The 13,092-nt window shown below is 55.1% G+C and carries 11 protein-coding genes; 4 read left to right on the top strand and 7 right to left on the bottom strand.

Features of this window, described 5'->3' with window-relative positions; all coding sequences use genetic code 11:
• Positions 1-97: 97 nt before the first annotated feature.
• Both SH580_RS07815 and SH580_RS07820 read left to right on the top strand, forming a co-directional pair.
• On the top strand, positions 98-1,531 hold the full coding sequence (locus SH580_RS07815; protein ID WP_319834452.1) for a beta-N-acetylhexosaminidase: 1,434 nt from the start codon (positions 98-100) through the stop codon (positions 1,529-1,531).
• Positions 1,532-1,594: 63 nt separating this feature from the next.
• Complete coding sequence (locus SH580_RS07820; protein ID WP_319834453.1) at positions 1,595-2,551, top strand: sugar ABC transporter substrate-binding protein; 957 nt, start codon at positions 1,595-1,597, stop codon at positions 2,549-2,551.
• A 3-nt stretch (positions 2,552-2,554) separates the two neighbouring features.
• On the opposite strand, the gene SH580_RS07825 is transcribed toward SH580_RS07820, so the two are convergent.
• From SH580_RS07825 to folB, 6 genes are all read right to left on the bottom strand, one after another.
• Positions 2,555-3,580, bottom strand: a complete 1,026-nt coding sequence (locus SH580_RS07825) for a zinc-dependent alcohol dehydrogenase family protein (protein WP_319834454.1) — start codon at positions 3,578-3,580, stop codon at positions 2,555-2,557.
• 27 nt (positions 3,581-3,607) lie between these two features.
• Positions 3,608-5,023 carry a nitronate monooxygenase gene (locus SH580_RS07830; RefSeq protein WP_319834455.1) on the bottom strand — a complete coding sequence of 472 codons (1,416 nt, stop codon included), beginning with the start codon at positions 5,021-5,023 and terminating at the stop codon, positions 3,608-3,610.
• Positions 5,024-5,139: 116 nt separating this feature from the next.
• Positions 5,140-5,874 (bottom strand): uracil-DNA glycosylase family protein, encoded by a 735-nt coding sequence (locus SH580_RS07835; protein WP_319834456.1) that lies wholly within the window; start codon positions 5,872-5,874, stop codon positions 5,140-5,142.
• A complete protein-coding gene (locus SH580_RS07840) occupies positions 5,864-6,163 on the bottom strand; it encodes an Rdx family protein (RefSeq protein WP_319834457.1) in 300 nt (99 codons plus the stop codon). The genes SH580_RS07835 and SH580_RS07840 overlap by 11 nt, the downstream gene beginning before the upstream one ends.
• A gap of 12 nt (positions 6,164-6,175) precedes the next feature.
• Positions 6,176-6,673, bottom strand: coding sequence for a 2-amino-4-hydroxy-6-hydroxymethyldihydropteridine diphosphokinase (gene folK, locus SH580_RS07845; RefSeq protein WP_319834458.1), 498 nt, complete (start codon positions 6,671-6,673; stop codon positions 6,176-6,178).
• Positions 6,664-7,029 (bottom strand): dihydroneopterin aldolase, encoded by a 366-nt coding sequence (gene folB / locus SH580_RS07850; RefSeq protein WP_319834459.1) that lies wholly within the window; start codon positions 7,027-7,029, stop codon positions 6,664-6,666. Before folB ends, folK begins: the two co-directional genes overlap by 10 nt.
• 161 nt (positions 7,030-7,190) lie before the next feature.
• Between folB and SH580_RS07855 the strand changes: the two genes are divergently transcribed.
• Both SH580_RS07855 and SH580_RS07860 read left to right on the top strand, forming a co-directional pair.
• Positions 7,191-8,555 (top strand): type IV pilus twitching motility protein PilT, encoded by a 1,365-nt coding sequence (locus tag SH580_RS07855; RefSeq protein WP_319834460.1) that lies wholly within the window; start codon positions 7,191-7,193, stop codon positions 8,553-8,555.
• Positions 8,556-8,583: 28 nt separating this feature from the next.
• Positions 8,584-9,630: a type IV pilus twitching motility protein PilT gene (locus SH580_RS07860; protein WP_319834461.1), complete on the top strand. Its 1,047-nt coding sequence runs from the start codon at positions 8,584-8,586 to the stop codon at positions 9,628-9,630.
• A gap of 416 nt (positions 9,631-10,046) precedes the next feature.
• Here SH580_RS07860 and SH580_RS07865 read toward each other — a convergent pair whose 3' ends face one another.
• Positions 10,047-13,082 (bottom strand): DEAD/DEAH box helicase, encoded by a 3,036-nt coding sequence (locus tag SH580_RS07865; RefSeq protein WP_319834462.1) that lies wholly within the window; start codon positions 13,080-13,082, stop codon positions 10,047-10,049.
• Positions 13,083-13,092: the final 10 nt, after the last annotated feature.

Here is a 13,092-nt window from a genome sequence, read left to right on the forward strand (position 1 = left end):
CGTAAATATAGGATTATTAAGAAAACGAGTAAGTACAGACGACGCATTCATTTCTATTTGTGACTCCAAGTATACTTCTCCAACATGCCCCCAAAGCATGAAAAAATCAACCCCAGCAGGCACGGCACAGAGCCCCGATTTCACCCCCAGCTGGAGCCAGGTGGCTCCTCTCTTTGAACGTCGCGGACTGATGCTCGACATCAGCCGCAACCGGGTGCCCACAATGGAGACACTGCGCCGACTCATCGATGCTCTGGCGGCATTGCAGTATAATGAACTACAGCTCTATACCGAGCACACCTTCGCCTACACCCAACACAAAACGGTCTGGCAACACGCCTCTCCCATGACAGCGGAGGAAATCCGTGAGATCGATCGCTACTGCGCGGAGCGCGGCATCGAGCTGGTGCCCAATCAAAACTCCTTCGGACACATGGAACGTTGGCTGCGGCATGAAGCTTATAAACCGCTGGCAGAATGCCCCGACGGCTTCGAGCATCCCTGGGCAGGCTGGCGTGAATTTGGCAGCACGCTCTATCCAGACGCACGCAGTGCCGACTTTATGGATGACCTCTACTCCGAGCTACTGCCCAACTTCACTTCACGGCAAATCCACATCGGCGGCAACGAGCCCTGGGAGCTCGGCAAAGGCCGCAGCGCGGCACGCGTCGCCAGCGAAGGCAAGCACCGCGTATATCTTGACTTTATGAAGCAACTCTTCGCGCTGACGGCGAAGCATGGGCACACGCCACAGTTCTGGTCCGACATTATCATGGAGCGCCCGGACCTGGTGCCAGAGTTACCCAAAGATGTCATCCCCGTGATATGGGGCTACGAAGCCGACTCCCCCTTTGCCGAACAATGCCGCATCGTCGCCGAAGCCGGCTTTCGCAATCAGTTCTATGTCGCGCCCGGTGCGGGCAATTGGAACTCCTTTAGTGGACGTCTGGATGTGGCCGAAACTAACATTCAACTGGCGGCCCAGCAGGGGCATGCCCACGGCGCCCGTGGTCTGCTACTGACTACCTGGGGAGACAACGGACACCATCAACCCTGGCTCACACTCTATCCCGCCCTGGTGATCGCCGCAGCCGCGACCCATGGTCAAGAATTGGAAGCATCCGAATTGATTGAAACCATCGACAAGCTCTTTTATCCAGATCAGCCCGCGGGCCATGGCGCAGCCATTTGTGCCTTAGGACGCATCGACCACATGCTAACATCGCCCTCGCCCAACGATAGCACCTTGCACAGCGCATTTTTCGCCAGTGATACCAAACTCGCGGAAAGCATTCTTCCCCACACCAGCAAAGACGAATTAACGCAATGTGCCGACGCACTGAATGCAATCTCTACCGAGGGGCTCGATCCCGAAATCGAGCTCAGCGTACGACTCAATCGCGCCGCACTGGAGCGCTGCCTCGGCGAAGCCCCAAGTGAAGAACGAGCTTCGCTACTAAAGAATTTTACAGCCCAATGGCGACGCCACAGCCGCGAAGGCGGCCTCGCCGAAAGCTTAGCGCGTATGTGAACTGATAAATACGAACAAAGTCGGTTGCCAACTGTCAGCGGAGAAGACTACTCTGCTTGACCTATGCTTCAAAGACTTTGCTTACTCACCCTCTTCCTATGCGGCATCTCTCTATTCGCTCAAAACCGCGAACTCTTAGGTGAATATAAAATCGGGTTCATCGGACGCGACCTCGATGACGCCATTTATCAAGCCGCTCACGAAGGCGCTCAAGCAGCCGTGCTGGAACTCAGCCGCAAATATTCGATCGATGTCGAACTGGTAATTCTAACACCCAATGTAGCGCAAGGCGGCAGCCAAGTGAGCGCACTCGCCGAGCTTTTCATCGAAGACGCCGACGGGCTCATCATCAGTCCTGACGATAGCGAGGCAGTCCGTAACTCGATCGAATTCGCCATCAAGCAAGGTCAAGAGCTCATATATTTTGAAAGCCAACTCCCCGGGATTCCCGTGCTCGCATCCATCCTAGCCGACGAAGTCGAGGCAGGACGCATGGCAGCGCGCGAGATTTTAAAGAAACTGCCCACCAAAGGACGCGTCGCCCTACTCACAAGCGATCACCCGGGCCCCGAGCTCGAACAGCGCATGCGAGGGCTGCGCGAAGTGCTAGGCTATCGTCGCATTGAAACCACAGTGACAACTGCGCCGGACTATCAATCTGCCATCGCTGCGATCGTCGCGGCGGAAGAGGCTGATCGCAACGACTTGATCAAGGGCTGGGTCTTTCTAGAAGATTGGCCATTACTGGGCATGCCCGCGCTCCCATGGAAACCCAAGCAACTCCCAGTCGTCGCGATTCAGTCTTCGCCATCGGCCTTCATGTATGTCGACCAGGGCTACCTCGACGCGCTAGTCGTGCACCCCTACTACGACTGGGGCGTTCAGAGCGTCGAGGCCATGATTGAAAAACTACATAACAATCAAGCACCCGCAGCGCCCGTCTTACGCACAACCCCACGGCTAGTCGATTGGCGCAACGCCGAAGCCTACCGCGACAACTGGAAGAAGTGGCTCAAGTAAGAATCACTCCCCGCAAGGATTTACATGCGGATGCTTCACTTCAGGCGATGTGGGCTGGAGTAAGATTTTACCCAAACGCGGCTGGCCATCATGCTCGATCGCAGCCTTGTATTCGGCGAACGAATACGTCTTCTCGATCGGCAATTTCAAGCGCCCATCTGCCATCATCGCATACACCTCTGTCATGACTTCACGTACCGCTTCGACCCCATGACGTTTGCCATACTGATCCCACCAGAAACCAGTGAGTCGCACATCATTAAAGATAAGAAAGCGTGTCGGAAAACGAACTTTATCGCCCACCATGCCACCGAAAGTGACTTGTGTGCCCCCTTCTCCCAAGGCTTTGATCTGATCGATCGCGCTCTCTCCCCCAATCGAATTCAAGGCTAGGCGAACAGGGGCACCAGCTGTCAGTTCAGCGATTCCCTTGGCCCAGCCAGAACCTTCAATCACAACATGGTCAGCTCCCATCGCTTTGAGTGGCTCAACTAATTCTTCGCGTCGGACTTGGCTAATCGTCTTGAGGCCAAAGGCCTTGGCCATCTGGATCACTGATAGCCCCACCGCAGAGTTACCCGCGTTTTGCACCACCCAATCACCTGCTTGCAGGTCCACGACCTTCCTAAGTAGGCAATACGCGGTGGGCGGATTGATGAATGAGATCGCGGCCTGTTCGACCGGCACTTCGGAGGGCACCACCAATAAATCTTCGGCGGCCACACAAGCCGAAGCTTGCCACGCACCGTCCTCGCCGGGGAAGCGCACCCGCGTGCCAATCTCAAGCCCCGTCACTCCCGAGCCGAGTGCTTCGACCACGCCGACGCCTTCGCGGCCAGCCACTGCCGGTAGTTCGCGCAGGCTACCATAGCTCCCACCAATCATCCCATAATCCGAGGGATTGATGGTCGCCAATTCGAGGCGCACACGCACTTCGCCTGCCTGAGGTTCCGGCTGGGCGATTTGTTCCAGTTGCAAGACTTCGAGAGGCTTCCCAAAGCTGTGATGTCGTATCGCGATTTGTTGCATAAATTAAGACTTAAGGAGAAAATAAAATTATGCCACCACAGGAGACAAAATATAATCAATCACATCGTTTGCTGAATAGCTGGACTGATTGGCATCGAGTATGGAATCAAGAAAACGCATATCCTCGCCCCAGGTCACCAAGGGTTGCACAGGAGTGCCGCGGCGCACAGTGCCCATACCAATTGTAGCCAGCAGACCATTGCAAAGACACTGTTTACCTTCGGCCTCCTCAGCAGTGCCTCCTTTGTTCACAAAAGGCTTACGGGGGCTGGCGGGGCACCGGTAGCCCAATGTGCCATCGTCCTTGGCATATACGTGACGCAAATAACCGAGATCGCAGGCGCGACAAGCATCGCGTGTGCTGTTCGCTTCGACTTCCACCCGTTTAAACGGATAGCCCGTGGGCGAAGCTTTAAAATCAGTGATCACCTGCAGTGTGCCATCACGGTGTTTTTGAATAATCTCCGATTTAATTTTTGCGGTAATGCCGGATTCTTCACTGCAGGCAAACGCTGTGCCGACTTGCACACCGCAAGCTCCGGCAGCCTTCGCTGCGGCTAAAGCTTCGGGTGTCGAACAGCCGCCCGCCAGCCAAAAAGGCATGCCAAGCGCAGCCACCTTTTCGATGGAACAAACATCGCGCTCAGTGTATTCACCACCACGACGTGGAGGTGCATTGTGCCCGCCCGCCCGGTGATGCTCGATCACAAAGCCATCGACCCGGCCACTGGCCTTTTTCATCAGAGTCTTGGCCAGTACATCGGAAGAAATGACAGCAAAAAACAAGGGACGCTTGAGTGTCTTCTGCACCGCCGAAACGTGAGTGCCTGGGTGGAAAGAACTGGTATACTCCTGCGAGCGGTCCGTCGTGACCACATGGAGCTTCATTTCAACGGGCTGGAGTTGCGACATTTTATCAAGCGCACCGGGAATCCCCAGCGGAATACCTCCGCCCATGCACACCACATCCACATCCGCCAGCATCGCTCCGAACAACGATGGCAGCGTCGGCAACTGAATTTTTTCGAGTAAATTGATACCGACCATGCCCGAGTGCCCTTCTTTGGCTAAATAAACTTCCACAAAGTTGGCCACAATCAGCAACTCCTCATCCTCACGCAGCATATCGACTGTGGGCATCGGCTTAAGCTTGTAAGCTTCATCGGCTTGCTTGCCGCCCTCGATGTACCACTTGTCCAGGATCGTCCGCACCATTTCAGGATATGGGAACGCCTCAAGCGCACGACGCATATGCCCGCCCGGATCGCCAAGCTGAAGCCGACGAATCAAAATCGTATCGAGTGCAGTGCCCGAAATCACACCGAGCTGCCCGCGCCTGGCGACCGCATTGGCCAAACGCCAATTGGAGACGCCTGCCCCCATGCCGCCTTGGATAATTTCTGGATAGGCCGTGGCCTGAGAGGAATCTAAAGTGTTCAACATAAGCTCACTTAATGGTGCTCGAAATTAAAATAAGTCGAAGCTAATGCGAACAGGGCGGCCTGTTATAATTCCGCCTGCTGCATTCCATTAAAAACACCCATGTTAGGACAGGTAAATCACTTCGATGACCAGACCCCCATGCTCAACAATTGCTTTTCAGCCTGCGCCGCCCAACCACGATTCGCAGCAGGACTCGCGGGGCTGGGATGCAAAACGCGCCCCACATTCAGCTCGTAGCCGAGCAAAGCCTCTTTCGCACGCGACTCGGCAAAGGCCCCCACACCGATCACCCACTCTGGCTGCAACACATCCACCAAGTCACGCAGATGCTGATCGCAGACAGCATATAAATCTGCCAGTTCTGCCACGGGTAGTTTATCTGGCGTGCGATTCTTGCCACTTGCCTCCATGAATACCAGTGGGCAATAATTAGCCACGAAATGCTCCGCAAAAAAGTCCTCCGCCACGGGATATTTTTCCGCAAAAAGCCCCCATAACCGGCGTCCACTCACCTCACTGCGCTGACATGCAAAGCCCTCGATCGGACGCTTCGGGTGTACATTCTCAGGCGGCAGTATAGTCTCCTCCACTCCAACCCAATCCCGCACTAAGGCAACTTCACCAAAGGGCACTCCTGTTTGTGCCATACCGAAAGGACCGGGATTCATCCCCATGAAAATAACCTTTTTCCTCGAAGCCGCGTGTTGCTCCAAGTAACTGCGATGCCCTGTCCATGCGTAGCGCAGAGGATTATAAATATGCGTCGTCGGCGCGGCAAAATGTAGCGCGTCCACACCATCAGCTAAACGCTCGGCGGCCGCGATGGCTTGTTGCGCAATTTCAGCGGACATCTGTTTGCCTTTCAACACGGTCACTATGCCCCAAATCACGCTCCGGTGCGATGTGGTCACGCACGCGTTGCTTCAATTCTTTCATTTCTGGAAAACGGCCCTCGATCTTACGCTCCCAGAGCAGGTGCTCGTCGACTGTCACACGAAACGTTCCGCTACTATCAGAAGGTCGCAGCGTCACCGCGCCCAGCTCCGCCTCGAAGGTGGTTAAGAGTTCCTGCGCCGTCCATGCAGCTCGTAGCAGCCAGCGACAGCCAGGACAGTATTCGATTTCAATTTGTGGCTTCATTTGTCTCAAAGATTAGGCGTTTAAACTCAGGGGATGCAGCGTCAACCCCTCTTTGGATAAAGTGGCTGCCAGATCGGCAACGCGTTGACCACGGATCCGCAGCTCGGGCGCAATGGCATGGAGCGGGTGCACCACAAAGTCGCGCTCCGCGATACGCGGGTGCGGCACATGCAATCGCTCACATTCAATCGTCGCCTCCCCATAGGCGATCACATCGAGATCAATCGTGCGAGGTGCCCATTGACCCGTGCGCACGCGCCCGAGCTCTGTTTCCACCGCTAAACAACGATCCAAAAGCTCCAGTGGGGCCAAGCTGGTCTCCACCTCCGCAATCGCGTTGAGAAAGTCGTCGACCGCCCCCATTCCCACTGCACGATTCTCGTAAACAGGGCTCACCTGAACCACCTGCAAACACTCGTCGCCCGCTAAACGCACCAACGCCGATTGCATCTGTCCCAAGCGATCGCCGAGGTTACTCCCGAGCGCGATATAAGCGCGAACTAGCGGCATCGTGTCACCTCCGCAGCGAAGTAGTCGCAAATACAATCGACTGGAACGGCAGGCTTTTTGACCCTGACCGTGACCGAAATCACTTTCGCGAAACGCTCGAGAATCGTCGCCGCAATGCGATCTGCCGCCGCCTCGATCATATTAAAGCGCTGCTCGGTAAATACCTCCTTCACCGCCTGATACAACTCGACGTAATTGACCGTCGACTCTGGCGTATCCTGCGAAAGATCCAGCGAGGAATCGAGCGTCGCCAGCACATCCACCCGAAAACGTTGCCCCAAGACGGCCTCCTCTTCGAGAAGTCCATGCCGGGCAAAAAACACCAATTCCTTAAGCTCAATCTTAGCAGTCTGCATCCGCGCAGTAAAAGCTCCCAAGCCAAGAATGGAAAGAACACAATTCTGTAGATGGCACCCACGAGATAAATACCACACACATTTGCTTAAAAGATTGATTCAAACCACTCTTAAAGTTCGTATTCACCTTTCGACTATCTCCAATTGACACTCTATACTCCATGCGTCCTGAAATTCACTGGCTCCTTCATTTTTGCTCCGATAACGAACTTTTAACAACTGCCCAAATTACCGGCATGGCGGCCAATCTCGATCCCGAGACCGACATCCACTCCGTCGCCAAACTGTTGACCAACACTGGCTGGGTCACCGACAGCGAATTCCTACAAGGCGCTGTCGACGCCGCACTGCAAAACGTGCAAGAAGGATTCGAACTGCCGGAAATCCCAGGCATCTCTGCCGAAATCGAATCCACCGCCGAAGGCTTCCCCACCTTCTCCTCCTTCGAGGAAATGTCAGACGCCGAGCTGCTGCTTGCACTGAAAAAGCTATTCATACAATGCCAGAAAATCGGTGCCAGTGACTTACATATTACCGGTGGTGCACGCCCGCGCATTCGCCACCACCGACGTATCGTTTACCTCAGTAACACCCCACTCTCAGACGAGCTGGCACGCCGCATGAATCTAATCCTGCTCAACGACGCCCAGCGCAAACAGTTCGAGACCGACTGGGATCTCGACTATGCACTCACGATCGACAACGAAGACACAGCGAGTGGCATGCGATTTCGCGCCAACCTAATGGAGCAAAAAAACGGAATCTCAGGCGTGTATCGCGTCGTCGCCGATCACATCATGAGCCTCGAAGAACTTGGTTTCCCCAATGCCCCCGACATTCGAAAACTGCTCGCCTACCACAACGGCATCATTCTGGTGACCGGCCCCGCGGGTAGCGGCAAAACCACCACCCTGGCCAGCTTGGTCAATGAACTGAACCAATCACGCCAGGAGCACATCATCACGGTCGAAGATCCGATCGAGGTCATGCAGGAATCTGCCAATAGCATCGTCACACAGCGACAAATCGGCGATCACACCCAATCCTTTAATTCCGCGCTCAAGTCCGCCTTGCGGGAAGATCCCGACATCATCGTGATCGGAGAAATGCGCGACCTGGAAACCATCGAAATGGCCATCACCGCGGCCGAAACCGGCCACCTGGTCATCGCCACCATGCATACCCGCGATGCCAGCTCGACCCTAAATCGACTCCTCGACGTCTTTCCCCCACGACAGCAAAACCAGATCCGCGCCATGGCCGCCGGCTCCCTACGCGGCATCCTCTGCCAACGCCTCCTCCCCAGCGTCGACGACGAAGTCGTGCTCGCCTGCGAGCTGCTGGTCAACACCAACGCCGTCGCCAACATCATCCGCGACGGCAAGGACTCCGGGCTGAACAACGCGATGCAATCTGGCAAAAAACATGGCATGCGCACCATGAACGACTCCGTAAAAGAGCTACTCGAACAAGGCAAAATCTCCCCTGAGACCGCAGCCGAGCACACCGACAACGCCGAAGACTAAAACCAGCACTCCCACACACCCCCATAGTATGAACGATTTAGATACACTACTCACTGACATGCTGGAACGTGGCGGATCCGACCTCCATCTCTCCGTCGGCGCCCCCCCAAAAACACGCATTGATGGCATCATCCACCCGCTCAACGATCAGCCCATTCAAGCCAACGAAATTGAGGCCATGCTACAAGCAGTCACTCCCAAGCACCGCTGGGACTCATTCCTCAAAACCCACGATACAGATATCGCACATGAGATCCCCGGCCGGGCACGTTTCCGAATGAATCTCTTCAGAAACAGCAAAGGCATGGCCACCGTGTTACGTCAGATCCCCTCGCGCATCGCAAGTATCGACGAGTTGGGACTGCCCGTAGCGCTCAAAAACATTGCCAGCTACACAGAAGGCCTAGTGCTCGTAACCGGCCCAACCGGTAGTGGAAAATCCACTACATTGGCAGCGATCATCGACCAGATCAACAGCAGCTACGAACGCCAGATCATCACCCTCGAAGATCCCGTCGAATTCTCACACATCGACAAAAAGAGCACGATCTTACACCGTGAAGTCGGTGAGCACTCACATTCGTTTGCGGCTGGCCTCAGAGGTGCCATGCGCGCCGACCCCGACGTCATACTCATCGGCGAGATGCGCGACATGGAGACCATACGGCTAGCCCTAAATTGCGCCGCCATGGGCACACTCGTCTTCGCGACCTTACACACCAATAGCGCCACCAAGACCATCGATCGGATCGTCGATGCCTTTCCTTCCGACGAACAAAACCAAGCCCGCATCATGCTGGCAGAGACTCTACGCGGCATCGTCTCGCAGCTACTCTGCAAACGCAAAGATGGCGGCCGCATCGCAGCGCACGAGATCCTACTCAAGCATGGCTCACTGCCCAATTGCATACGCAACAGTGCCCTCTCCAGCATACGCAATATCATCGACCAGAACCGCAGCACCGGAATGATCTCGATGGACACCTCCCTGCGAAAACTACTCGAGGACGGCATCATCACGCAAGAAGAAGCCTACATGAAAGCGATCGACAAAGCGCAATTTCAGCTAAGCTAACGCACACAGAGGACAGAGGACAGAGGACAGAGGACAGAGGACAGAGGACAGAGGACAGAGGACAGAGGACAGAGGACAGAGGACAGAGGACAGAGGACAGAGGACAGAGGACAGAGGACAGAGGACAGAGGACAGAGGACAGAGGACAGAGGACAGAGGACAGAGGACAGTCTCCCCGGTTCAAAGAACCGAGGCCACAAGAAAAAAAATCATTCTGCCTACAATAATTCTGCCCCAAAAATTCAATATTGGACGTTGGACGTTCAATGTTCGACGTTCCCAATCCCCGCCGCTCCCCGGTTCAAAGAACCGAGGCCACAAGAAGAAAATCATTCTGCCTACAATCATTCTGCCCAAAAATTCAACATTGGGCGTTGGACGTTCGACGTTCCCAACGTTCCCAATCTCCGCCGCTCCTACTTCAACAAAGCCTTAATATCGTCGAGGTTCACTTTGGCATTGGCGGCTTTGCTCTCGTCGAAGAGTTCCTGTAGAATTTCGGCTTTCTTAGCCTGCAATTCCAGAACTTTTTCCTCCACGGTGTTGGCGGCGATCAGCTTGATGCTGGTCACGACTTTGGTCTGACCGATACGGTGCGCCCGGTCGGTGGCTTGGGCTTCGGCCGCGGGATTCCACCAAGGGTCGTAGTGCAACACGGTGTCGGCTCCGGTGAGATTCAGACCAGTGCCCCCGGCTTTGAGCGAGATCAAGAATACCGGGATGCTCTCGTCTTGATTAAACTCATCCACGAGCGCCAGTCGGTTCTTGGTCTTACCATCCAAGTAACAGAATTTGTGACCTTTCTTCTCCAGATGCTCAGCCAACAATTGGAGCGCGGTCACGAAACTGGAAAAGACCAGGATGCGACTGCCGGCGTCGAGACACTCATCCAGCACTTCGTCAAAAGCGGCGAGCTTGGCGGAGTCTTTCTCCGGGAATTCTTCGTCGATGATGCGTGGATCGACACAGGCTTGACGCAAACGCAGCAACTCGGTGAAGGCGGCAAACTGCACGCGACCGGCGTTGGCACCGGACATTTCTAAATTGAAAATATCGCGACGAGTTTTTTCCAAGGTATCCTGGTAGAAGCGCTGCTGCTTGGCACCGAGTTCACAGAAGAATGTTTTCTCGATCTTATCGGGCAGCTCCGGCGCAACTTCCTTCTTAGTGCGGCGCAGGATGTAGGCCGCCGCGCGCTCGGCTTGGCGTTTATTATGCCAGGCTTTGTTGTCCTGCGAGATTTTACCAGTGGGCTTTTGCAAATAGCCGGGCATCAGAAAGCTGAACAATGAGAGCAAGTCATCCAATGAGTTTTCGACCGGGGTACCTGTCAGCAAAAAGCGTCCTTCAGCGTGCAGACTGGTGAGGGTCTTCGCATTCTGACTGCGGCGGTTCTTAATGTGCTGCGCTTCGTCCCCAATCACCACACACCAATCCATGGTGCCGAGCAGTTCGGCGTCTTGGCGTAAAGTGCCATAGGATGTAATGACGAGATCGTATTCCTCCAAGACCACAGGCTCCTTGGCGCGTTTCGGCCCGTGGTGTTTAAGTGTTTTAAGATTGGGTGTAAAACGAGCGGATTCCCGCTGCCAGTTTTCCACCAAACTGGCAGGGCACACGACGAGCGCGGGATGCTTCGCAAGCGGAGTTGCGCCCGCTCCATTCGCCTTCTCATTTCGGATACACTCAATCAAGGCCAGCGCTTGCAAGGTTTTACCAAGCCCCATTTCATCGGCTAAAATGCCGCCGAGTTGATGACGATAGAGGTGCCAGAGCCAAGCGACACCGATGCGTTGATACGTGCGCAAAATGGCGTCAAAACCAGGGCGGATGGGCGCGGCTTCCAGCGCACCGACTTCTTTTAAAGCACGGCTGCGAGACTGCCATGCTTGGGGCGGTTGCCAGCCTTCACAGAGCTCGTCGAGTAAATCTTCGACATCGATCAAATCTTGAGTTTCAAGGCGCTTGGAAAACGTAGGTGTAAAGGGACGGTCCGCTTGACCGCTGACTGAACGTTCCAGCTGGTGCAATTGTTCGACGGAATGGCGATCCAGTAAGGTGATGGCGCCATCTTCGGCTTCGACATAATTCTTGCCACTGGCAAGGGCGCGTCGCAGCTCCATTTCGTCGGTGTGCTGACTGAGACTGACCTCCAGCGCAAATTTCCCGCCATCCTCCTTGGCCTCCACTTGAAGTGCCGACACTTCGACCGACTTTAGTTTGGATTCAAAGTTCTTAGTAAACTCTGCCTGCCATTCATTCTTAAGCGCGGCCCAGTGCCCCGCGAGAAAGTTAAGTACTTTATGACGGTCGCGAAGCCACCATTTGCGGTTGCTGGGTTCGAGCATAAAGCCCTCGGCCTTCAATAAACTACGCAAGGGTTGCACGGAAGCGCTATCCCCGGAAGGCAAACGAATGGCGATATAATGAATCGAGCCATCCACAACCACACTCTTATGTGAAAAGCCCTCCATACTCGCGGCCGCCTCACTGGCCACGGGGTAATCGGCCTTGCGGGCCTGCCACAATTTCGCGCCCTTGGATTCGGCGATACGGCGCAGGTTGGGTTTGGACTTTTCGCGCAGACTAAGATTTGCAGGAAAACTCCGCGGCTTGACTGGCTCGGGGTCCAGCACGACGGGCTCCGGCTGAGCTGGCTCAGGCTCCGCGGCTGCGGACTCCCCGAGAAATTCATACACGCCAGGCAATGCACCGTCGACCCAATCAATAGGCGCATTGGGCTTCTTGACCCAATAGACGATAGGCTCTCCCCGAACCGCATCCAGTAATTGACGCAATTGCGCCCCAGAGAGCTGCAACAGGCTGGAGAGTTTGCCACCGCACCAGGATTCGACCAGCTTAAGCACCGCAACTTGCTTCGGCGCCACCTTGTATTTTTGACGCGGGTTGAGCTTATTCAGCGGCAGAATTTCGCGCCCTGCCGCGGCATCGAGCTTAAGCACAATGGCTCCCCGCTCGGCCGCAGCTTCCAGATTGGGCGGCAAAAAAATCAAAACGCGCAACAACAAACCATCTTCCCCCATCCGAATAGAACGCACTCGCGGCAGCTTGGCCGGTTTCACAGGCGCAGCAACGGGCTCCGGCTCGGGTGCGGCCGCCAAAGTTTCGGCGACTTTGGCATTTTTAGCCTCTTCTTTTAATGCCTGGTAGTGAAGCGCCGTCGCCAACACATGCACGCAGACTTTACGCCGACGCCCTTCCAGACAATTACAGCTACTTTCGGCAAACACGGTAGAGCGCAGATTGAGCTCGGGCGTATAGATGCCATCCCCCCCATCCACCAAACCTTTCAATACCGGGCTCTCCCACTCAGCCGACTCGACGGCATGCGATTCAAAGAGCTTTTCAGCTTGGCGATAGAGAATACCACCTCCCAATTCAATTAGGAAGCCACGGTCGAAAGTCGGTGCGGGTTTCGGAGAAAGTGCCATAGAGCGCGAG

This window comes from Coraliomargarita algicola (assembly GCF_033878955.1).
In the GTDB taxonomy this organism is placed as follows: Bacteria; Verrucomicrobiota; Verrucomicrobiia; order Opitutales; family Coraliomargaritaceae; genus Thalassobacterium; species Thalassobacterium algicola.

Bases quoted from the DNA above. Each gene is read 5' to 3' on its own strand.
- SH580_RS07815 (WP_319834452.1), top strand. From the start codon at position 98: ATGAAAAAATCAACCCCAGCAGGCACGGCACAGAGCCCCGATTTCACC.
- SH580_RS07820 (WP_319834453.1), top strand. From the start codon at position 1,595: ATGCTTCAAAGACTTTGCTTACTCACCCTCTTCCTATGCGGCATCTCT.
- SH580_RS07825 (WP_319834454.1), bottom strand. From the start codon at position 3,580: ATGCAACAAATCGCGATACGACATCACAGCTTTGGGAAGCCTCTCGAA.
- SH580_RS07830 (WP_319834455.1), bottom strand. From the start codon at position 5,023: ATGTTGAACACTTTAGATTCCTCTCAGGCCACGGCCTATCCAGAAATT.
- SH580_RS07835 (WP_319834456.1), bottom strand. From the start codon at position 5,874: ATGTCCGCTGAAATTGCGCAACAAGCCATCGCGGCCGCCGAGCGTTTA.
- SH580_RS07840 (WP_319834457.1), bottom strand. From the start codon at position 6,163: ATGAAGCCACAAATTGAAATCGAATACTGTCCTGGCTGTCGCTGGCTG.
- folK (WP_319834458.1), bottom strand. From the start codon at position 6,673: ATGCCGCTAGTTCGCGCTTATATCGCGCTCGGGAGTAACCTCGGCGAT.
- folB (WP_319834459.1), bottom strand. From the start codon at position 7,029: ATGCAGACTGCTAAGATTGAGCTTAAGGAATTGGTGTTTTTTGCCCGG.
- SH580_RS07855 (WP_319834460.1), top strand. From the start codon at position 7,191: ATGCGTCCTGAAATTCACTGGCTCCTTCATTTTTGCTCCGATAACGAA.
- SH580_RS07860 (WP_319834461.1), top strand. From the start codon at position 8,584: ATGAACGATTTAGATACACTACTCACTGACATGCTGGAACGTGGCGGA.
- SH580_RS07865 (WP_319834462.1), bottom strand. From the start codon at position 13,082: ATGGCACTTTCTCCGAAACCCGCACCGACTTTCGACCGTGGCTTCCTA.